We start from the raw sequence: 21,526 nt of genomic DNA, 5'->3' as shown, positions 1-21,526 counted from the left end.
CCGTTCCGGCGAGCCGGTCCAACTTGTAGAGGACCGACCGGTTCTGCGGATCACCTCGGCACCTTGTGGCGGTTGCGCATGATCGCGGGCTGCGTGCAAGGGGGCAAAGCAAAAGGAAAAGGCCATGACCAATCCAAAACCCCGGCCAACAATCGTTCATGGCGAAGCACACGCCTATCCCGTGCTGCCGCTGCGCGACATCGTCGTCTTCCCGCACATGATCGTTCCGCTCTTCGTCGGTCGCGAGAAGTCGATCCGCGCACTCGAAGAGGTGATGAAGAACGACGCGCTGATCATGCTCGCGACGCAGAAGAACGCGTCCGACGATGATCCGGCGCCCGATGCGATTTACGAGACCGGCACGCTTGCCAGCGTGCTGCAGCTCCTGAAGCTTCCCGACGGCACCGTGAAGGTGCTGGTCGAAGGGCTCGAGCGTGCGCGCGTGGCGAAGTACACCGACCGCGCCGACTATTATGAGGCGACCGCCGTCGCGCTTGCCGACACCGATGCGAAATCGGTCGAGGCGGAAGCGCTGGCGCGCTCGGTCGTGTCCGACTTCGAGAGCTATGTGAAGCTCAACAAGAAGATCTCCGCCGAGGTCGTCGGCGTCGTGCAGGCAATCACCGATTTCGCCAAGCTCGCCGACACCGTTGCCTCGCATCTCGCGGTCAAGATCGCCGATCGCCAGGGCATCCTGGAGACGCTGTCGGTCACCACGCGCCTGGAGAAGGTGCTGGGTCTGATGGAGAGCGAGATCTCGGTGCTGCAGGTCGAGAAGCGCATCCGTTCGCGCGTCAAGCGCCAGATGGAGAAGACCCAGCGCGAGTATTATCTCAACGAGCAGATGAAGGCGATCCAGAAGGAACTCGGCGACGACGACGGTCGCGACGAGCTCGCCGATCTCGAAGAGAAGATCTCGAAGACCAAGCTCTCCAAGGAAGCGCGCGAGAAGGCGCAGCATGAATTGAAGAAGCTGCGCCAGATGTCGCCGATGTCCGCGGAAGCGACCGTCGTGCGCAACTATCTGGATTGGCTGCTGTCGATCCCGTGGAACAAGAAGTCCAAGGTGAAGAAGGACCTGGAGCAGGCGCAAGCCATCCTGGACTCCGATCACTATGGGCTGGAGAAGGTCAAGGAGCGTATCGTCGAGTACCTCGCGGTGCAGTCGCGCGCCAACAAGCTGACGGGGCCGATCCTGTGCCTGGTCGGGCCTCCCGGCGTCGGCAAGACCTCGCTCGGCAAGTCGATCGCGAAGGCGACGGGGCGCGAGTTCGTGCGCGTCTCGCTCGGCGGCGTGCGCGACGAGGCCGAGATCCGCGGTCACCGCCGCACCTATATCGGCTCGATGCCCGGCAAGATCATCCAGTCGATGCGCAAGGCGAAGTCGTCCAATCCGCTGTTCCTCTTGGACGAGATCGACAAGATGGGCGCCGATTTCCGCGGCGATCCGTCCTCGGCGCTGCTCGAGGTTCTCGACCCCGAGCAGAACGGGACCTTCAACGACCACTATCTCGAGGTCGACTACGATCTGTCCAACGTGATGTTCATCACCACCGCGAATACGCTCAATATTCCGGGGCCCCTGATGGACCGCATGGAGATCATCCGGATCGCGGGCTACACCGAGAACGAGAAGGTCGAGATCTCGCGCAAGCACCTGATCCCGAACGCGGTGTCCAAGCACGGCCTGGACTCCAAGGAGTTCTCGATCGACGACGAGGCGCTGCTGCTTCTGATCCGCCGCTACACCCGCGAAGCGGGCGTGCGTAACCTGGAGCGTGAGCTCTCTACACTGGCCCGCAAGGCGGTGAAGGAGCTGATGATCTCCAAGAAGAAGTCGGTCAAGGTCACCGAGAAGACTCTGGAAGAGTTGCTCGGCGTGCCGAAGTACCGCTTCGGCGAGATCGAGAGCGAGCCGCAGGTCGGTATCGTCACCGGCCTTGCCTGGACCGATGTCGGCGGCGAGCTGCTGACGATCGAAGGCGTCATGATGCCCGGCAAGGGCAAGATGACGGTCACGGGCAATCTGCGCGACGTCATGAAGGAGTCGATCTCCGCGGCGGCGTCCTACGTCCGCTCGCGCGCGATCAACTACGGCGTCGAGCCGCCGCTGTTCGACAAGCGCGACATCCACGTGCACGTGCCGGAAGGGGCGACGCCGAAGGATGGCCCGTCCGCAGGTGTTGCGATGGCCACCGCGATCATCTCGGTCATGACCGGCATCCCGGTCCGCCATGATGTCGCGATGACCGGCGAGATCACGCTGCGCGGCCGCGTGCTGCCGATCGGCGGCCTCAAGGAGAAGCTGCTGGCTGCGGCCCGCGGCGGCATCAAGACGGTGCTGATCCCCGAGGACAACGCCAAGGATCTCACGGAGATTTCCGATGCGATCAAGGGCGGCATGGAGATCATCCCGGTCTCGCGCCTCGATGACGTCGTCGCCAAGGCGCTGGTGAAGAAGCCTACGCCGATCGTCTGGGAAGAGGACACCAAGGTGACGGTGAAGCCGGACGGCGATGAAGCCGCCGGCGGCCTGACCGCTCACTGAGATCGCAGCTCGAAAATGATGATAAAACGGCGCCTTCGGGCGCCGTTTTTGTTTGGGGAAGGGGAGGAGGCAATGCACGTCGATGGGCAATGCCATTGCGGGAAGGTCGCGTTCGAGGCCGAGGTCGATCCGGAGGCAGTCTCGGTCTGTCACTGCACCGATTGCCAGACGCTGACCGGCTCGCCGTTCCGCGTGACGGCCATCTGCACCAAGGCCGATGTCCGCCTGACCCGTGGCTCGCCCAAGATCTACGGCAAGCGCGGCGACAACGGCCGGATGCGCTTTCAGCATTTCTGTGCCGATTGCGGTTCCCCGCTGTTCACCAGCGGCGAGGGCGACCAGGCCGACGATTGGGGCATCCGTTGGGGCTCGATCCGCCAGCGGGATGCGCTGCGGCCGGTGAGGCAGATCTGGTGCCAATCGGCAGCGGTGTGGATCGATGCCGTGCCGCTGCTGCCGGGGCGGCCGCAGGATTGAAGTTGGCTGGCCGAGCCCGCCTTCGCCCGTTGGGCTTCGGCGCGGCAGCCTTCGATCGCTTCGCGCTTATGACCTTGCTGTGCTGGCCTGCCGAGCCGTAGCTCGCGATGCGAGCGAAGGCTGGTGGGCGGTCACGGATTCGAACCGCGGACCCTCTCGGTGTAAACGAGATGCTCTAACCAGCTGAGCTAACCGCCCAATGGCGCCTCTTTAGCGCCCCGGCGGGGGCCGAAGCAAGGGCCGAGCGCGCCCGCCCGGCTGCAATTGCCGGCCCGGTGAGAGCTTTCATGTCGGACACGGCCAGCCCTGCAGCAGGTCCGCTGCAGGGCAGTCTTTCTCGCAGCGCGATCTCGACGTAAGGCCGAGGAGCCAGCGATCATGCTGCGGGTGTCAGGCTGTCTTGGTGAACATGGTCAGGACACCGTCGACGATGTTGATCGCGACGACTTGTGCCGAGCTCAAGCCCTTGGCCTTGAGCACGGAGGCGGCCTGCGGTGTGGCGTCGATGGACTGCCGAAGCGACTGGATGTCCGTCTCGCTCGTATGCGCCACGAGTTCATCGACCTTCGCGCGCACGGCCGGCTGCAGTTCCTTGACGTCCACAACCTGTATGCTCCGGATCACAGTGCTGGATTGCGTGGACGATTGCTCGGTGTCGGATTGCGACGATGCGCCCTGTGCCTGCACCAGGGCAGGTGTTCCCAGCGAGAGAACTGCAACGATGACGGATGCCGTGAAGCTGCGCATGGTCATGCCTTTTCCAGTTTGAGGAAGCGCGAACCTAGCGCGGAAATCTGGTTGGCATCTGATTCCGATGTGGCCGTTCGGTGAAACAATGCGGCCGCAATGCGCGCGGATGAGACGCTTGCGTCGGGTCCGGAGCCCAAAGCGCAACTCTGTTCCAGACTTTCGTATGACCGAATGCAGAAAGCAAAAGCCCCGGACGAACCGGAGCTTTGCCTTAGCGACGACCAGCAGTGGGGTGATCAGTACTTCGCCACGACGGGGCCTCCGCCCCAGTTGAAGCGATAGACCAGCTGGCTGCGAACGGCGTGAACCCATTTCTCGGAATCGATCGACGCTCCAACGGACAGACCCGTTGCCGTGTCGCGGACGGCGTTCGTTGCGGTGTCGAATTCAGAGAACCGATATTCGGTCTTCCAGAACAAGCCCGGCACGATCTTCAGCGCGTGTTCTTCGCCGGCGCCGATGAACCAGCCCCTGTAGGTACGCTTGTCCATGAACACGCCGCTTGGTCTTCCGAACGGCGCAGCGTTGAGGGTGAAATCGGTACGGTCAAAGCTGGCTTCGGTATAGCCGACTGAGAAATAGGTCAGGAGGCTCGGGGTCGCCAGCCAGCCGAGCCGGCCGCCGCCCGCCCAGGCCGAGCTCATCTTCTCTTCACCCACGATCCCGAAGCGAGGCGGGCTGAGCTGGCCCTTGAGGCTGCCGATATCGTAGTCGCCGAATGCGCCGACGACGAAGGCCGCGCCCGCTGCCGCAAACTGGTAGTCGCAGCCGCCCTGCACAGTCCCGAAGAAGCCGCGGCCTCCGGTCGTTGCTGTATCGCTGAAGCGGGTTCTGGTGGGGCCATCGATGTAGGTCGTGTTGTCCTGATTCCAGAGCCCATAGCCTCCGCCGCCGCCGACGTGGCAGCCGGTCCAATTCGTGAGCGGCGTGGGGGCCGGAGGCGCCTTCAGATAGGCAGGGGACGTCACATCGGCGGCGGGGCCGCTCGAATTGAAGCGGTAGACCAACTCGCTGCGGACAGTGTGGACGTACTTCTTCGAATCCTCGGAAAAGCCGATCGGCAATCCGCTCGCCGTATCCCGGATCGGATTTGTGCCGACATTGAAGTCGGAGAAGCGGTATTCCGTTTTCCAGAAGAGACCCGGCAGGAAGCCCAACGCATATTCGGCGCCGGAGCCGATGAACCAGCCATCGTAGGTTCGCTTGTCCTGATAGAGGCCGGCCGCAACTCCGAAGGGCGGAAAGTTCAGATTGAAGTTCGTGCGGTCGAAAGTCGCTTCGGTGTAACCCGCCGAGACATAGGTCAGCAGGCTAGGCGTCGCCAGCCAGCCGAGCCGGCCGCCGACCGCCCAGGCCGAGCTCATTTTCTCGTCGCCAACCATCGAGAAGCCGGAGGGAGTGAGCCGCCCGGTTAGACTGGCGAAATCATAATCACCGAAGGCGCCGATCACGAAGCGCTCGCTGGCCGCCGCAAACTGATAGTCGCATCCCGCCTGTACCGTCCCGAAGTACCCGCGGCCACCGGTGGTGATCGTATCGGCATTCTGAAAGCGGGGCGGACCGTCGACAAAAGTCGAATTTTCCTGATTCCACATGCCGTAGCCGCCGCCGCCCGCGACATAGCAGCCGGTCCAGTTGACGAAAGCTGCGGCGACAGCCGGTGGCTTGGCGTATTTGCGCGGAAGGTCGGCTGCCAATGATGATCCGGAAAACGTCACCAATGCCACGAGGGCGGGCGCAACCTGCTTCATTCCAAACATTCCCATTCCACCAGACCGCGGCCAAGCGACCCCTCGCCAAGCCACAATCGACTCCTCGGACAAACATACGAAGTTTGATTCAGAATGCTGTTGCAGGAAGGCTACAATCGCGGAAAGTGTGCGGCTCGCCTGTGCATATCCAGCCGCGAGCCGGGCTTTTCGCGACACAGCGTTTCTGGTGTCGGTCTCGTGGGAGCAGAGGGTGCGAGCCTTAGCCCTTCGAAGGGACCGGATGGCGTCCAGAAGAACCTCTTTGCTAGCAGAGGGTTCTGACGGTTCGACGCGTGCAGTCCAGTGCTGCGGACATCAACAGTTTTCCGAAAGTCAGTCTCTGATCGGACGCGGCCCGGACGGGCCGGTACGCGCCGACGCGGCAATCCGTCGCGCGACCTCCAAGGCGCTCTCACACGTGCCTGACGTTAGGGCGCCCGCTTTTCGACCGAACAGGCTTCTATGATAGAGCAAGAATAGATGATGGAGCCTTGAATGGAACGACCCGCCGGGCACGCAGAGAACGCCGACCAGATCGCCTATTGGAACGGGCCGAGCGGGCAGCGCTGGGCCGATCGCCACGCGGCGCAGGAGAAGCTGCTCGGCCCTATTGCCGACGTGTTGATCGACCGCGCCACGCCGAAGCCCGGCGAGCGCGTTCTGGATGTCGGCTGCGGCTCCGGCGCGACGACGTTTGCCTTCGCAAAGGCGGTGGCGCCCGATGGCTTCGCGCTCGGCCTCGACGTCTCCGAGCCGATGCTGGCGCAGGCGCGGGCGCTCGCGCCGAAGGGCCTGCCGCTCGACTTCGTGCTGGCGGATGCGACCGTTTATCCGTTCGAGCCGGCGAGCTTCGATCTGCTCGCTTCACGCTTCGGCGTGATGTTCTTTGCCGATCCGATCGCGTCCTTCACCAATCTGCATCGCGCGCTGAAGCCGGCCGGCCGGCTCGCCTTCGCCTGCTGGCGCGAGCCGAAAGAAAATCCATGGGCGATGGCGCCGCTGATGGCGGTCTACAAGCACGTGCCGAAGATGCCGCCGGTTGGGCCGGAGGAGCCGGGCCCGTTCGCCTTTGCCTCGGAAGAGCGCGTCATGCGCATCCTGAAAGGCGCAGGATTCGCGGACGTCGCGATGGAGCCGCACAATCTGGCGATGGACATTGCTATCGGCGGCGGGCTCGAGGCCGCCGTCGACGGCTCTCTCCAGATCGGTCCCGCCAGCCGCGCACTCCAGGGCCATCCGCCCGAGACTTATGAAGCTGCCAAGGCTTCGATCCGCGAGGCGCTCGCGCCGTTCCTGAAGGAGCAGAGCGTGGCGCTCCAGGGCGCGATCTGGATCGTGACGGCGAAGGCGGGGTAGGGCGCAGCGCTCTCCACCGTCGTTGCGAGCGAAGCGAAGCAATCCAGAATCCCTCCGCGGAGACAATCTAGATTGCTTCGTCGCAACGGCTCCTCGCAATGACGATGCGGAGGCAGAGTCGCCTCACACCACATCATCCGGCGCGAGCGCGCAGCCGTTGTCGGGATGCGTCTCGACCTGGAGCGTGGTGTGGCCGATGCGGAAGGATGTCTTGAGGAGCTCCGTCGTCTGCATCAGGAATGCGTCGTCGCTGCCTGCGGGCATAACGAGGTGGCAGGTCAGCGCCGTCTCGGTGGTCGAGATTGGCCAGACGTGGAGATCGTGAATCGCCGAGACGCCCGGTCGCGCCAGCAGGAACGCCCTGATTGCGGCGAGGTCGGTACCCTTGGGCGCGGCCGCCATCGACATGTCGATGGAGCCGCGCAAGAGGCTGGTCGTGCTCCAGAGGATGGTGGCGCAGATGATGAGGCTGGTGATGGGATCGAGCCAGAGCCAGCCGGTCCAGATGATCAGCGCGGCCGAGACCACGACGCCGAGCGAGACCGCGGCGTCGGCGGCCATGTGCAGATACGCGCCTTCGATGTTGATGTCGTCCTTGCGTCCGCCAGCGAACAGCAGGGCGGTGAAACCGTTGATGAGGATGCCGATGCCGGCGACCACCATCACGGTGACGCCTGCGACCGGCTCCGGCTCGCGCAGGCGCAGGATCGCCTCCCAGCCGATCGCGCCGGTCGCGACCAGCAGGAACACCGCATTGGCCAGCGCCGCCAGGATGGTGGAGGCGCGAAAGCCGTAGGTGAAGCGGCCTTTGGGCGCGCGGCGGGCTGCGATCGAGGCGCCCCAGGCGACGACGAGGCCGAGCACGTCCGACAAATTATGGCCGGCATCGGCGAGCAGGGCGGTGGAGTTGCCGATATAGCCGTAAACCGCCTCGGCCACGACGAGCGCGATGTTGAGCGTAATGCCGAGCGCGAACGCCTTGCCGAAACTGGCGGGCGCGTGGACATGGCCGTGACCATGCCCGTGATCGTGGCCATGCGCATGCGAGTGGTCCGCATGATCATGGTGGTGATGACCGTGGTGGTCGTGGCTGCCCAATTCTAGCGCTCCCGGGACGCCGCCAAATCAGGGGCCATTGTAGGCGTTTCGTTTGCCACGTCACGGCGGAACAGCACGTAGAGCGCCGGCAGCACCAGCAGCGTCAGCACGGTCGAGGAGATGATGCCGCCGATCACCACGGTTGCGAGCGGCCGCTGCACCTCGGCGCCGGCCCCGGTTGCGAGCGCCATCGGCACGAAGCCGAGCGAGGCGACGAGCGCGGTCATCAGCACCGGGCGCAGCCGCGTCAGCGCGCCTTCGCGTACGGCCTCCACGACCGAGCGTCCTTCGCTGCGCAGCCGCTCGATGAAGGCGATGATGACGAGGCCGTTGAGCACGGCGACACCGGAGAGGGCGATGAAGCCGACGCCGGCGCTGATGGATAGCGGGATGTCGCGCAGCAGCAGCGCGGCGACGCCGCCGGTCAGCGCAAGCGGCACGCCGGAGAACACCAGCGCCGCATCCGCCGCCGATCCCATGCCCATGAACAGCAGCAGGAACACCAGCAGCAGCGCCACCGGCACCACGATCGTCAGACGCTTGGTGGCCGAGACCAGCTGCTCGAACTGGCCACCCCAGCCGATCCAGTAACCCGGCGGCAGCTTGACCTTCTCGGCCACCGCACTCTCGGCCTCCGCGACGAAGGAACCGAGGTCGCGCGCACGGACATTGGCGGTGACGACGATGCGCCGCTTGCCGTTTTCGCGGCTGATCTGGTTCGGCCCCGGCGTCGCGTCGACGGTGGCAACCGACGACAGCGGCACATAGCGCATCTGGGCGAGGGGAGAGCTGGCCAGCGCCGTTCGAACGGCGCTGCCGGTTGCTGCGTCCTCGGCGGGCGGCAGCGGGATCGGGATCGCCCTAATAGCCTCGAGATTGCCGCGCAGGTGCTCCGGCAGGCGCACGACGATCTCGAAGCGGCGATCGCCTTCGAACAGCTTGCCGGCCGACTTGCCGCCGACCGCGATCTCGACGATGCCCTGCACCTCGGCAACGCTGAGGCCGTAGCGGGCGAGCGCCTGGCGGTCGAGACGGACGGTGAGGATCGGCAGGCCGGCGACCTGCTCGATCTTGACGTCGCTGGCGCCGCGAATGCCGCGGATCGCGGCTTCCACCTGTCTTGCGGCGCCGTGCAGGATGTCGAGATCGTCGCCGAAGATCTTGACGCCGACATCGGTGCGGACGCCCGAGATTAGCTCGTTGACCCGGAACTGGATCGGCTGGGAGATCTCGTAGGCGCTGCCGGGAATGTCGTCTGCAGCATGCTCGATGGCCTCGACCACCTCCGATTTCGACTTGCCCGGGTCGGGCCATTCGGCACGCGGCTTCAGCATGACGTAGCCATCGGTCTGCGCCGGCGACATCGGATCGGTGGCGATCTCGGCGGTGCCGATGCGGGTGAAGAACTCCTTCACCTCCGGAACCTGCATGATGCGCTTTTCCAGCGCCTTCTGCAGGTCGAGCGACTGGGTGAGGCTGGTGCCGGGAATCCGGATCGAGGCCAGCGCGACGTCGCCTTCGTCGAGACTCGGAATGAACTCGCCGCCCATCCGCGCGGCGGCGACTCCGCTCGCGGTCACGATGAGCACGGCCATGAGGGCGACGGCGAGCCGGTTGTCGATGGCAAAGCGGAGCAGGGGGAGGTAGGCACGCTTCGCCATCCGCATGAACAGGTTTTCTTGTTCGGACACCTTGCCGGTGACAAAGATGGCGACGGCCGCCGGCACGAAGGTGATGGAGAACAGCACGGCCGCGCCCAGGGCCATCAGCACCGTCAACGCCATCGGCGTGAACATCTTGCCCTCGACGCCCGTCAGCGTCAGCACGGGCAGATAGACCACGGCGATGATCAGCGTTCCGAACAGGCTCGGCTTGATCACCTCGCTCGACCCGCGCAGGATCGCGCGCAGCCGTTCGGTGGTCGTCAGCAGGCCGCCCTTGTCGCGCTGGGCCGCCGCCAGCATGCGCAGGCAATTCTCGACGATGATGACGGCACCGTCGACGATGATTCCGAAGTCGATCGCGCCAAGGCTCATCAGGTTCGCGCTGACCTTGGTCTCGACCATGCCGGTGATCGTCATCGCCATCGACAGCGGAATGACACAGGCCGTGACCAGTGCGGCGCGGATGTTGCCGAGGATCAGGAACAGCACGGCCACCACCAGCGCCGCGCCTTCCAGCAGGTTGTTCTTGACCGTGCGGATGGTGGCTTCGACGAGGTCAGTGCGGTCGTAGACGGTCCGCGTCACGACGCCCTCGGGCAGCGATTTGGCGATCTCCTCGAGACGGGCTGCGACGCGGCGGGCCACGGTCCGGCTGTTCTCGCCGATCAGCAGCATGGCGGTGCCGAGCACGGTCTCCTCGCCGTTCCAGGTCGCAGCGCCCGTGCGCAAATCGCGCCCCTCGGTGACAGCAGCGACGTCCCTGATCCTGACGGGATTGCCGCCGCGCGAGCCGATGACGATGTCCTGGATTTCGCTGACAGTGCCGACCTGGCCCGGCGAGCGAACCAAATATTGCTCGCCGTTGCGCTCGATATAGCCGGCCCCGACATTGGCGTTGTTGGCGGCGAGCGCGGTCATCACGTCGCGAAAGCCGAGCCGGTAGGCCATCAGCTTGCCGGGATCCGGCAACACGTGGAATTGCCGCTCGAAGCCGCCGATGGTGTTGACCTCGATCACACCAGGTACGTTGCGAAGCTGCGGCCGGATGATCCAGTCTTGCACGGTGCGCAAATCGGTCAGCGAATAGTCGCGGTCGCCCTGCGTCTTTGCGCCCGGCTTGGCCTCGACGGTGTACATGAAGATCTCGCCGAGGCCGGTCGAAATTGGACCCATCGCGACCTCGACTCCCGTCGGCAGCTGATCTTTCACCTGCTGAATGCGTTCGCCGACGAGCTGCCGGGCGAAATAGATGTCGGTGCCGTCCTTGAAGACGATTGTCACCTGGCTGAGGCCGTAGCGCGACAGCGAGCGGGTGTAGTCGAGCTTGGGCAGGCCGCCCATCGCGGTCTCGACCGGAAAGGTGATGCGTTGCTCGGTCTCGAGCGGCGAATAGCCGGGGGCGCGGGTGTTGATCTGGACCTGGACGTTGGTGATATCAGGCACCGCGTCGATCGGCAGGCGCTGGAAATTCCAGGCGCCGAAGGCGACCGCGCCGAGCGCGAGCAGGAGGACCAGCCAGCGCTGGGCAAGCGAGACGGCGATGAGGCGCTCAATCATGCTCGGCCTCGCCCTTGCCCATCTCCGCCTTCACAACGAAGCTGTTCTCGGCGACGTAATGCTCGCCGGCCGCAAGGCCGGCCTTGATCTCGACATGGCGCGAATCGGAATCGCCTGTTTCGACGGGCCGCGCCTCGATCTTGTCGCCGTCCTCGCGCACGAACACGATGGTCTTGTTCTCCAGCGTCTGGATCGCGCTGCGCCGCACGGCAACCGCGACATTGCGCGCCGCGAGGATCAGCCGCGCGGTGACGAACAGGCCGGGCCGCAGCCGCCCGTCCGGATTTGGCAGCACCACGCGCGCCAGCGCGGTCTGGGTCTCGCTGCTGCCGATCGGCGCCATGTAGGAGATCGTGCCCTTGATCTCGCCACGGCCGTCGTCGGGATCGATCAGCACCTCGTCGTTGAGGCGGACGCGGCGGAGATCCTGCCGGTAGATCGAGAGGTCGACCCAGATGGTAGAGAGGTCGGCGACGACGAAGGCCGGCTTCTGCTCTGAGGCGTATTCGCCGAGCGAGATCTGCCGCTCGATGATGGTGCCGGCAATCGGCGCCTTCAGCTCGTAGACGGTGAGGCTCTGGTTGCTTTCGATCGCGGCGAGCAGGTCGTCCTTGGCGACCTTGTCGCCGATCCGCTTCAGGATGGATTTGGCGAGGCCCGGAAAGCGCGGCGTCACCTGCACCACGGCTTCCTGGTTGGCGCGCAGGATGCCGTTGAAGGCGAGCGTGTCGGTCAGTGTGGCGCTGGCGGCTTCCGCCAGCGTGACGCCCGCGGCCGCCAGCTTGACGTCGGAGATGCGGATGCGGTCGGCGCCGTGCTCGTCCTGCTCGACCCGATCGTTCGGCTTCTTGTGTTCGGAATGGTCGCTGCCGTGCTCGGCATGCTCGGTGTGCGCGACTTTACCCGGCATGAGCAGGGAATAGCCGTAAGCGCCGAGCGCAGCGGCAATGACGGCCACGAGAATGGTGGAGGAGATTTTCATCGTGCGCTCTCCCGCGCCAGCGTGAAGGGATTGCCGACGAGACCTTCGATGGTCGCGACGCCGGCGTGGAAATTCTGCAGCGCCTCCTGCTCGCGCAGCCGCGCCTGGGTGACGCTGGCCTGCGCGTCCAGCACCTCGAGCAGGGTGAAGCGGCCCTGGCCATAGCCTTGCGAAATCGCCTCGGACGCTTCGACGGCCTTGGGAATTGCGGTCTCGCGCAGCACCGCGAGCTCGCGCAGCGAGCCTTGCAGCGAGTCATAGGCGCGGCCGGCGATCACGATCAGCGCGTTGCGGTTGGCCTCGCGCTCGGCTTTGGTCTTGGCAAGGCTTTCCTGGGCCGAGAGGATGTTGCCCTGGTTCTGGTCGAACACGGGGATCGGCACGGAGACGGTCAGCCGCGCCGCATCGTCGCCGGTTTCGTTGAAGTGGCGCCAGCCAGCCGCGATCCGCACGTCCGGATAGGGCCTGAGCCGCGCCAGCAGCAGCTCGGCATTGCGCTGGGCATAGACTGCGGTCCAGCGCACCAGCTGCGGATTGGCGTCGATGGCGGCGACCACGGACTGGAACGTCGGCGGCTTGCCCATGGTATCGAGCCGGCCGGAGACCTCGCCGAATTTGGCGGCGGGATCGCCCATCAGTACCGCAAGCTCGCGCCGGGCGCTTGCCAGCGTCGCCTTGAAGCGCTCGCGGTCCGCCTTCACCAGGGCGGAGGCGACCTCAGCGCGGCCGGTCTCGGCCGGCGACGAGGCACCGGCTTCGACGCGGCGGCGCAAAAGCGGTGTCAGCTGGTCGATCGCGGCGATCTGCTCGTCGAGGATATGGATGCGCCGCTGCGCGCCGAGCACGCTGAGAAAGGCGATCGCCGTCTCCGACAGCACTTCCAGCCTGATCGCCTTGCGCTGGATCGCCGCGACCTCGACGCCGGCTGCGCCCGCGGCAATCCGTGCCTCCCGCTTGCCGAACAGCTCGAAGGCCTGGCTGATCTGGAGCGTGGTCTCGGCCGAGCGCGTCCCGCGATATCTGCCGGAGCCGAATGAATCGTCCTGTTCGTAGGACAGTTCCGGATTGAGCAGGGCGCCCGCCTGGATGCTCTGGCCCGTGGCGATGCCGATGTCGCGCTCGGCTGCCGTCAGGCGCGGGCTCGCGGCCAGCGCGCGCGACAGCGCGCTCCGCATCGTCAAAGTCTGGGCGTGAGCCGGTGCAAGCGCCGATGCTGCAATCAGACACGCTGCCGCGCACGCCAGGCGCGCGGCCATTCCCCTGCAAAACATGAAACCGACCCGTGAAGGATGAACCTAATGGGCGCGGGGGCGCCCGACCAATCCGTTCAGGCAATGGGTCTGGGAGGGGGCGAGTCGGTATCGGGCACGATTCCGGCGAGGCGGGGGGCCTGTTGCGGGCTCGGGGCCGACACGAGCGCGATCGCCGCGGTCGACGGCGCCGGCTGTGCCACCGTCAGCGAGAAGCAGCCGTGGCAATGATGTCCGCCGATGGCCTTGTGATCGCCGTGGCCGGTGGCGCCATCGAGCACCGCGGCGATCTCCGAACCGCCGCGGGGCGTGATGACGTCGATGTCGTGCGCGCCGTGCAGCGCGCCCGCGATCAGATAGACCACCGCGATCAGCACGGACAGCAGCCCGCGCCAGGGGCGCGAGCGGCAGGATCCTGAGGGCTGACGGTTTGCGAGCACGAGTTCACTCTGGTTGCGGTCTGTGCCCGGCCTAGCATGGGTGCGGGAACAGTGTCGACCCGCAACATTGTTACGTCCCTGGAACAATTGCCGCAGCAGTGCATGCGCTGCCAGCGCCTCTCACTGGCGGATAATGACGCGCCGATGCGGCGCCATGGTTTCGAACGCGGGGGCCGGAGCGTCGCTGCCATTGTCACCTTCCATGGTGATGACCGCCCGACAGCTCGCTTCCATAGCCCGTTCCAGCCATTTGATCGCTTCGTCGATCCATTGGTCGTGGTGCTCGGGATCGGCGAGGGCCTTCTCCCGGAATGCATTCGCCTGATGCAGGCACGCCGTTCTGCGGTCCACGCGCCTCTCCTGATCCGGAGGTTCCGCCCCGATCGCATCATTGATGATCCCGGATCCGGCGTCGTTAACATACGACAGGAGGAAACCTGCCGGCCGCAACGCGGAAAGGCCCCAGCCGGACGAGCCGGCTGAGGCCTCATGTGCTCACAATCTCTATCCCTAGGACTTGGACAGACAACCCGCATCCTCCAAGTTCGTTCCATACGATCTGTCCAATTTGGAACGTTCCTCATACCTCGCGATTAGCGAGAGAAGAAACTGAGGAGGACGGACAATGGACGGACTGATTTATCTGATCGGCTTGATCGTCGTCATCATGGCGATCCTGTCGTTCTTCGGCCTGCGCTGAGAGCGCCGCGATGACGGTCGAAACTCTGATGCGGGAAGAGGTCATGGAAGGCGGCCTGGCCGTTGAGGCGCCTCGAACCATCCAGTGGAGCTCGGTGTTTGCCGGCGCTCTTGCTGCGAGTGCAATGTCGTTCATCCTGATCGGTTTTGGTGTCGCGGTCGGCCTCGGTGTCAGTTCGGCCTCGCCGAGCTGGCGCGATGCGTCGGCGGCGCTGGCGCTACTCTCCGGGCTCTATCTGATTATCCAGGCGATCGTCAGTTTTGGATTTGGCGGTTACGTCGCCGGCCGGACCACCCGGTCCGAGCCCGCGCTCGCGACGATCGAGGATGACGGCGAGCGGCGGGACGGACTCCATGGCCTGAGTGCCTGGGCGCTGGCGGTCCTGGCCGGCGCGGCTTTGCTGGCGCTTCTCGGCGCCGCCGCGATCGACCGTTCGCCGATGCGCAGTTCGGCGAGCAATACCTCGGCGGCCGAGCCCTTGTTGAGCTATGAGCTCGACAAGCTGTTCCGCGCGCCGCGCCGCGCTCCGAACACCGACCTAAGGGAAGCGCGCGCCGAAGCCGGACGTATCCTGATGACGTCGTCCAGCCACAGCGGCGTCGCCGCCGATGACCGGACGTACCTCGTGCAGCAGGTCGCCGCGGTCACGGGACTGGCGGCCCCCGACGCCGAAAAGCGCGTTGACACCCTGATCACAGACGCGAAGACGGCGATCAACCGCGCGCGGCGCAACTCGATCATCGTGGCGTTCTCGGTCGCAGCCGCGACCCTGATCGGCGCCGCAGTGGCCTGGGCCGCGGCGGTTGCCGGCGGACGCCATCGCGATGGAGAGCCGTTGCCGAACTGGATGGCGAGCGCCAACCGCTTCCACCGCAACCCGCGCGCAATGCCGGTGCCGTAGGCCCCTCAACCAAATGGAAATGGCCGGGCGCAAGCCCGGCCCTATTCGACGTCTTCAGGAAGCGTTAGGCCTTCTCTTCCCAGATCATCGCCAGATGCACGATGGTCTGCACCGCCTTCTCCATGTCCTGCCGGCTGACCCATTCGAGCCGCGAATGGAACGCGTGCTCGCCGGCAAAGATGTTGGGGCAGGGCAGGCCCATGAAGGACAGGCGCGAGCCGTCGGTGCCGCCGCGGATCGCGGTGCGCATCGGGCGCAGGCCGGCGCGGCGGATCGCCTCGATGGCGTATTCGAGCACGTGCGGGTGACGATCGATCACCTGCTTCATGTTGCGGTACTGCTCCTTGACCTCGAACGTGTAGGTCGAGCGCGGGTAGTCCTTCATCACGTCCTTGACGATGCCCTCGAGCAGCGCCTCCTTCTCCTTCAGCCCTTCCTCGGTGAAGTCGCGGACGATGAAGGAGAGCGTCGCCTGTTCGAGCGCGCCGTCGATGCCGATCGGATGCAGAAAACCCTGCTTGCCCGAGGTGGTCTCGGGCGAGCAGCCCTCCTTCGGCAGACGCTCGACGATGGCCGCGGCGATCTTGATGGCGTGCTCCATTTTGCCCTTGGCGTAGCCGGGATGGGCGCTGACGCCGTTGATGGTGATGGTGGCGCCGTCGGCCGAGAAGGTCTCGTCCTCGACGCAGCCGGCGCTCTCGCCGTCCATGGTGTAGCCGAAATCGGCGCCCAGCTTGTTCAGGTCGACATTGTCGACGCCGCGGCCGATTTCCTCGTCCGGCGTGAACAGGATCTTGATGGTGCCGTGCTTCACGTCGGGATTGTTGATGAAGAAATGCGCGGCATCCATGATCTCGGCGACGCCGGCCTTGTTGTCGGCACCCAATAGCGTGGTGCCATCGGTGGTGATGATGTCGTTGCCGATCTGGTTCTTCAGCGAAGGGTGCTCATTGAAGCGGATCACCTGGCTGGTGTCGCCGGGCAGGACGATGTCGCCGCCGCGATAGTTCTTCACGATTTGCGGCTTGACGTCCTTGCCGGTGACGTCGGGCGAGGTGTCCATGTGCGAGCAGAAGCAGATCACCGGCACCTTCTTGTCGGTGTTGGCCGGGATCGTTCCGTAGACGTAGCCGTAATCGTCGAGATGCGCGTCCACAACGCCCATGGCCTTCAGCTCGGCAGCGAGCACGCGGCCGAGATCCTTCTGCTTCTCGGTCGACGGCGAGCTGGGGGATGCCGGATCGGACTGGGTGTCGATGGTGACGTAGCGCAGGAAGCGCTCGGTCACGGTATGCGAAAAGGAGAGGGAGGACATTCTGGTCAAACCGCCGGGTGTTCTTGAAGCTGGCGGTATATCAGAAAAGCGGGCCGTGATGCGGCCGCAACGGGCTCGGGGGCGGGCTTTAGCGGCCTCAGATCGCTTCCTTCAGTTCCTTCACCGGGCGGAACGCGACCTTCCTGGTGGCCTTGATGTGGATCGCTTCGCCGGTGGAAGGATTACGGCCGGTGCGGGCGGCGCGCTTGCGGACCTGGAGGATGCCGAGGCCGACGATGCGGACCCGGTCGCCCTTCTTGAGGTGCTTGGTGATCAGATCGACCATGTCGGTCAGCACGGCCTCGGCATGCTTTTTGGAGACATCCTGGCGCTCGGCAATGTCGGCGGCGAGGTGCTTGAGCGTGATCGTGGCGGGCGCGGCTGCCTTCTTCGCAGAATCCTTCTTAGCCGGATCCTTCTTAGCCATGTCTGGCCTCCTCGATCTTGCAGGTCGTCCAGAAGGGAGATGGCCCCTGACCCGCAAGTTCCCGGAGGCGTAGACGATTCGGGACCGGACTGACTACGCCGCCGGCGTTACCGAGGGCCGCGTTCGTGTGTGCCAGCAGGGGAATCGGCTGGTTTGAGCTGTGGATGCAACATCCTTGACTTCACCAGATCGGGCCTTTAAGTCCCCCCTCGTTCCGCAGACATTGCGTGTCACGCGGGAGTAGCTCAGTTGGTTAGAGCGCCGGCCTGTCACGCCGGAGGTCGCGGGTTCGAGCCCCGTCTCTCGCGCCATTTTTGGCAAATAGATCAAATAGTTGCTGTCTTTGCAGCCAAAAGCGCCGCTTGGACTGCTGTTTCATCCCGATCGCTTACTCCCCGCCAGAATTCGTCTATTTCGGCTTGGACTCCTCGATATGCGCGAGGATGCGCCGTGCGTCGGTGCTGCCGGCCTGCGCTGCCTTGGCCAGGAGCCGCCTGGCCGCGGCAAGGTCCCGTCGGCCGCCGATTCCGTTGGCGTTGCACCGGGCGAGATTGACCAGAGCTTCGAGTCCGCCCATCGCGGCGCCCCTCTGGTACAGCGCCCGAGCCAACTTCAGGTCTCGCCTGGCTCCCAGTCCCTTCTCGGCAAGCTCCCCCATCCTGTTGATGGCCGTCGCATCGCCGAGTTCGGCGGCCCGCTGGTACAACGCATAGGCCTTTGCGGGATCGCTGGCCGCGCCGATTCCACGCTCCTGCTGTAGGCCGAGGCTGACGAGTGCTGGCGCAATCTTCTTCTCGGCGGCCATCTCATAGTAGAAGCGCGAGCGGGCGGGATCTTTCTCGACGCCGTTGCCGTTCTCATACATCAATCCGAGCTCGTAGAGCGCGCGTGCGTTGCCGAGCTCGGATGCCGCCTTGTAGCTCGCCACCGCTCCTCCGTAATCGCGCATGGCGAACAATAAACGCCCGAGCTGGTAGTGCAGGCGGTCCACCCCTGGAGACTGCTTGACCGCCTCCGCGCACGCCGCAACCGCGCCCGCCGCCTTTGTATCGTCGCGCGTCTCGCCTTGGTCGGCGCGTCCCCTCAAATCCGCGAGCCCGGCAACGGCGTTGTCGCAGTGCTGCATGACGGCGGTATCGTCCTGGACGACTTGCTTGACGGGATGGAGATAGATCTTGTCCTTGGAAAGCTGACCATACATGTAGGGCGTCTGCTTCCGGTGCGTTGCCTGCCGAACCTCGTCGCGAACGTTGCGAAACACAAAGTTGATCTCGAGGTCGGCCTGCCGGAGGTATTTCAGCAGCGCCGCAGCGAAAGGGCTGTTGCGGCCTTCGCCTTCTTCCGCGGTCCGCCCCGGCTCCGCTGGAAAGAACACGAGCGTGTTGCGGATCGGTGTGCTTCCGGCTGAGGTCAGGGAAGAGCTGCTGCTGCGGCCATTCGGTATCGCAGGGAACGGGTTCTCCCGCATGGCATCCAGGATCACCAGACCCAGCCTGCGAGCCCGCCCTGCGGCAGCGGTCACCGCAGCCAGGGGAACGGTCTCTGCGTTGGCCGACTCAGGTGTCGCAAGATGCGCATCCACGGGGATCAGGTAACTGCCGACACCGGCAGCTGCACTGTATCCGGCAAAATAGAAGACCGCGATGTCCGCAGCGGCGGACTTCTCGGTGAAGGCGACGAGCCTCGCGCGCAGATCGTCGAGGGTCGTGTTCTTGCGCAGATCGACGTCGAAGCCGAGGCCGGCGAGACCCGCGGCAATGTCCTCGGCATCATTGACGGGAGAGCCGAGCGGCGGCGCGTTCGCGTAGCTCGCGTTTCCAATGACCAAGGCGACACGGCGGTTGGAAGCTTCTGCTTCGGCGTCGAAGAGAAGCCCGATGGCAATGAACAGTGCCAGCCAGCGCAAGTTGGAGTCGCGTCCCTTAGTCGATGCCCGAACGGAGCTGCCGCCTCATCCAGTCGCGGTCGGTGAGAAAATCGAGGCCGAGCAGACCATAGTCGACGCGCAGAAACCCGTCCACTCCAGACGACACCGCCGCGGGAGTCTGCCGCGCGACCTCCTGCGCCATCACGCCGACATAGAACCTCGCATCGCCCTTGTATCGATAGCGATAGAGGCGGAGGCCAGTATCGGTCCAGCCGAGTGCCGTAATGTCCTCCTTGAGGCGGATGTCCGATGGAATGGTGACGCGGCTCGCGGCATTCGAAGCGGCAGTCGAGGCCGCTCTGCTGGCCGCGCTTGATGCAGCGCTCGAGGCTGATCGGCTGGCAGCGTTCGACGCTGCGGCTGATGCCGCCTGCGATGCCGCCCGGCTTGCTGCGCTCGACGCGGCATTGCTGACCGCAGTCGAAACGGCATTGCTGACCACGTTGCCGACGACGTTGCTGACGACGCCGCTGACCACATTGCCGACATTCTGGTTCACGCGTGCAACCACTCGCCGATATTCGCGATTGCGAACCTTTTCCTCTTCCGAGCGGGTGTAGGCGGAAACCAGCAGCCCGCGCCTGCGCGCCTCGGTCACCGCGTTGATCATGCATCCCTTGGGGTTGCCCTTGGTCCGGCAAAGCTGGAATTGAAGCTGGACGTAGTCGGGGTATTTTTTGATCGATCTGGCGCACGCCCCGGAATCGCCGTCGAAGCAGGCGTTCACGTCGCTATCGTGCGCTGATTGCAGCATCAGTTCGGTGGAATTGACCGGTCGCAGGGCAAGGTCGCTGCCCGGCGGCAGGCGGTTATGGCGCGAGCTCGGATAGCGCTCGGCAAACCGGCCAACCACGCTCTTGTCGCGTGATTCCTTCAGGACGTCCCATGCCTTCTCGACTGCCTCCGAATTGCCGGTGGTCGTCTCGGCCGAGGCGAGCTGATAGCTCGCCGGTGGCGGACCGGGCATGCCGATCTGCCCGGTGGCTTGGCCCGGCTTAGCCGACTTCTCGAGCGAAGCCAGCGCGACCCGGGCGCTCTCGACATGCTGGCCAAACGGATAGAGATCCAAATAGGCGCGGTAGGCCGCGAGCGACTTCTGTCGCTCGACGATCTTCCAGGCGTTCGTTTCAGCCGTCTGCAACTGCGCAATGCGCTGGTCGATCTCGGCCGTATGCGCGCTCGCCGGGAATTGCTGGGCGAAACGGCGCAAGGTCGCGATCTCGTTGGTCGAGCGGACGAACTCCCAGGCGAGCTGCTCGGCATCTGCTCCACCATCGCCGCTTGCGATGTCGGCTTCGCCGTTGAGATAGATGTCGCCCTTCGGCAGCGTCCCGTAGATTGCCGGCTCTTGTGTCCCGGTCTCCTTCCAGACTTCGTCGTGCACGATCCGGAAGAGATAGTTGATCTCGAGTTGCGGCGTTTCGACATGGCGCAGGAGCGAGCCGGAGTAGGGGCTATTCCGCCCGGCCCCGTCGGCCGCCGTCGTGCCGGCAGCGGCCGCAAAGGCAACGAGCACGTTGTCGCTCACCTCGACAGGGGCAAGACCGCGCGTGTCGGCCGCGAAGGGCGTCGGGGAACGGGGGGTGCCGGACACTGGCGCGGCCGCCTTCGATGGCCGCGACGACAGCGCGCGTCCCGCGGCGGCGACCTTCGTCGTTTCGAACGGGTCGTTGCGACAGGCGTCGAGAACCACGAGGCCGATGATCTTCGGCATCACGGAGATATCGATCAGGGTCTCGAGATTGATCGCCTCGGCATAGACATCGATCTCGGACTTGATTTCGGCATCGACCGGAATCAGCCAGTTCTTTCCGTCCATTTCGACGCCATGGCCTGCGAAGAAGATCACCGCCTTGTCGGCCGTCTTCGCCGCATTGCCGAATTCGATGAGGGCCTGCCGGAAATGATTGTAGTCGAGGTCGGCGAGGTGTCTGACGGAATATCCCAGACGACCCAGCGACGTCGCCATGTCGGCGGCGTCGTTGGCCGGGTTGATGAGTTTTGGGACCTTGCGATAGTTGCTGTTGCCGACAACGAGCGCGATCCTGTCTCCGGCGGTCGCCTGCAGTATTGTCGAAACGAGCATCGACAATGCTACGCAGCTGAGAACGGCGATCCGGCGTGCCAGATCCTGCAACGTGAAGAGGGGACGCGAGCTTGCGAGAACGAAAATCCCGAAATGGGCAGGCATCGGCAGAAACTCAGAAAATGAAAAATAGCAGAAACGGGCTAAGGCGGCTTGTTCGTGGATTTTACAGCAAGGGATGCTGGATGACGACATCAAAGGCGTCCGTGTTCAGGATTTCGTGAACCGGGAGTGGCGATGCTTCGACCAAGAGGCTGCACATCGCGAGCGGTGAAACCAGTCGCGCTGCGCTGGTGT

16 protein-coding genes and 2 tRNA genes are annotated in these 21,526 nt (G+C 64.8%); 5 read left to right on the top strand and 13 right to left on the bottom strand.

The genetic code is table 11. From position 1 onward, the window contains the following. Positions 1 to 124: 124 nt before the first annotated feature. Both lon and I6F09_RS19595 read left to right on the top strand, forming a co-directional pair. A complete protein-coding gene (gene lon / locus I6F09_RS19600) occupies positions 125 to 2,548 on the top strand; it encodes an endopeptidase La (RefSeq protein ID WP_036010279.1) in 2,424 nt (807 codons plus the stop codon). A gap of 72 nt (positions 2,549 to 2,620) precedes the next feature. Next, positions 2,621 to 3,025 carry a GFA family protein gene (locus I6F09_RS19595; protein ID WP_036025378.1) on the top strand — a complete coding sequence of 135 codons (405 nt, stop codon included), beginning with the start codon at positions 2,621 to 2,623 and terminating at the stop codon, positions 3,023 to 3,025. Positions 3,026 to 3,146: 121 nt separating this feature from the next. On the opposite strand, the gene I6F09_RS19590 is transcribed toward I6F09_RS19595, so the two are convergent. The 3 genes from I6F09_RS19590 to I6F09_RS19580 form a co-directional block, all read right to left on the bottom strand. Beyond that, a tRNA-Val gene (locus I6F09_RS19590) sits at positions 3,147 to 3,223 on the bottom strand. Between the two features lie 192 nt (positions 3,224 to 3,415). Beyond that, the gene (locus I6F09_RS19585; protein WP_225188827.1) at positions 3,416 to 3,778 is read right to left on the bottom strand and encodes a hypothetical protein; all 363 of its coding nucleotides are present in this window, start codon (positions 3,776 to 3,778) and stop codon (positions 3,416 to 3,418) included. Between the two features lie 233 nt (positions 3,779 to 4,011). After that, complete coding sequence (locus I6F09_RS19580; protein ID WP_225188826.1) at positions 4,012 to 5,526, bottom strand: autotransporter domain-containing protein; 1,515 nt, start codon at positions 5,524 to 5,526, stop codon at positions 4,012 to 4,014. 495 nt (positions 5,527 to 6,021) lie between these two features. On the opposite strand from I6F09_RS19580, the gene I6F09_RS19575 reads away from it, so the two are divergent. After that, positions 6,022 to 6,882, top strand: a complete 861-nt coding sequence (locus tag I6F09_RS19575; protein WP_225188825.1) for a methyltransferase domain-containing protein — start codon at positions 6,022 to 6,024, stop codon at positions 6,880 to 6,882. 123 nt (positions 6,883 to 7,005) lie between these two features. Here the strand turns inward: I6F09_RS19575 and I6F09_RS19570 are convergent, their stop codons facing one another. The 6 genes from I6F09_RS19570 to I6F09_RS19545 form a co-directional block, all read right to left on the bottom strand. Beyond that, entirely contained in the window at positions 7,006 to 7,980 is a 975-nt protein-coding gene (locus I6F09_RS19570) for a cation diffusion facilitator family transporter (RefSeq protein ID WP_225188824.1), read from the bottom strand. 2 nt (positions 7,981 to 7,982) lie between these two features. After that, the gene (locus I6F09_RS19565; protein ID WP_225188823.1) at positions 7,983 to 11,201 is read right to left on the bottom strand and encodes a CusA/CzcA family heavy metal efflux RND transporter; all 3,219 of its coding nucleotides are present in this window, start codon (positions 11,199 to 11,201) and stop codon (positions 7,983 to 7,985) included. Continuing rightward, the gene (ihpB, locus tag I6F09_RS19560) at positions 11,194 to 12,183 is read right to left on the bottom strand and encodes a divalent metal ion exporter adaptor subunit IhpB (RefSeq protein ID WP_225188822.1); all 990 of its coding nucleotides are present in this window, start codon (positions 12,181 to 12,183) and stop codon (positions 11,194 to 11,196) included. The genes I6F09_RS19565 and ihpB overlap by 8 nt, the downstream gene beginning before the upstream one ends. Continuing rightward, a complete protein-coding gene (gene ihpA / locus I6F09_RS19555; protein ID WP_225188821.1) occupies positions 12,180 to 13,454 on the bottom strand; it encodes a divalent metal ion exporter subunit IhpA in 1,275 nt (424 codons plus the stop codon). The genes ihpB and ihpA overlap by 4 nt, the downstream gene beginning before the upstream one ends. Positions 13,455 to 13,510: 56 nt before the next feature. Further along, a complete protein-coding gene (locus tag I6F09_RS19550; RefSeq protein WP_225188820.1) occupies positions 13,511 to 13,873 on the bottom strand; it encodes a hypothetical protein in 363 nt (120 codons plus the stop codon). A 120-nt stretch (positions 13,874 to 13,993) separates the two neighbouring features. Beyond that, complete coding sequence (locus I6F09_RS19545; RefSeq protein ID WP_051057014.1) at positions 13,994 to 14,224, bottom strand: hypothetical protein; 231 nt, start codon at positions 14,222 to 14,224, stop codon at positions 13,994 to 13,996. A 359-nt stretch (positions 14,225 to 14,583) separates the two neighbouring features. On the opposite strand from I6F09_RS19545, the gene I6F09_RS19540 reads away from it, so the two are divergent. Then, positions 14,584 to 15,474 (top strand): hypothetical protein, encoded by an 891-nt coding sequence (locus tag I6F09_RS19540; RefSeq protein ID WP_225188819.1) that lies wholly within the window; start codon positions 14,584 to 14,586, stop codon positions 15,472 to 15,474. A gap of 64 nt (positions 15,475 to 15,538) precedes the next feature. On the opposite strand, the gene pepT is transcribed toward I6F09_RS19540, so the two are convergent. Together pepT and I6F09_RS19530 are read right to left on the bottom strand one after the other, a co-directional pair. Then, the gene (gene pepT, locus I6F09_RS19535; RefSeq protein ID WP_225188818.1) at positions 15,539 to 16,789 is read right to left on the bottom strand and encodes a peptidase T; all 1,251 of its coding nucleotides are present in this window, start codon (positions 16,787 to 16,789) and stop codon (positions 15,539 to 15,541) included. Positions 16,790 to 16,886: 97 nt separating this feature from the next. Then, positions 16,887 to 17,216: an HU family DNA-binding protein gene (locus tag I6F09_RS19530; protein WP_036010212.1), complete on the bottom strand. Its 330-nt coding sequence runs from the start codon at positions 17,214 to 17,216 to the stop codon at positions 16,887 to 16,889. Between the two features lie 234 nt (positions 17,217 to 17,450). On the opposite strand from I6F09_RS19530, the gene I6F09_RS19525 reads away from it, so the two are divergent. Further along, positions 17,451 to 17,527 (top strand) — tRNA-Asp (locus I6F09_RS19525). Between the two features lie 98 nt (positions 17,528 to 17,625). Here I6F09_RS19525 and I6F09_RS19520 read toward each other — a convergent pair. Both I6F09_RS19520 and I6F09_RS19515 read right to left on the bottom strand, forming a co-directional pair. After that, complete coding sequence (locus I6F09_RS19520; protein WP_225188817.1) at positions 17,626 to 19,122, bottom strand: caspase family protein; 1,497 nt, start codon at positions 19,120 to 19,122, stop codon at positions 17,626 to 17,628. Between the two features lie 16 nt (positions 19,123 to 19,138). Next, on the bottom strand, positions 19,139 to 21,229 hold the full coding sequence (locus I6F09_RS19515) for a caspase family protein (protein ID WP_225188816.1): 2,091 nt from the start codon (positions 21,227 to 21,229) through the stop codon (positions 19,139 to 19,141). Positions 21,230 to 21,526 lie beyond the last annotated feature (297 nt).

It is taken from the genome of Bradyrhizobium sp. IC3195 (assembly GCF_020193585.1).
GTDB classification, from domain to species: domain Bacteria; phylum Pseudomonadota; class Alphaproteobacteria; order Rhizobiales; family Xanthobacteraceae; genus Bradyrhizobium; species Bradyrhizobium yuanmingense.
The sequence above is the reverse complement of the archived record's forward strand: the minus strand, read 5'-3'. Positions and strand labels throughout refer to the sequence as shown.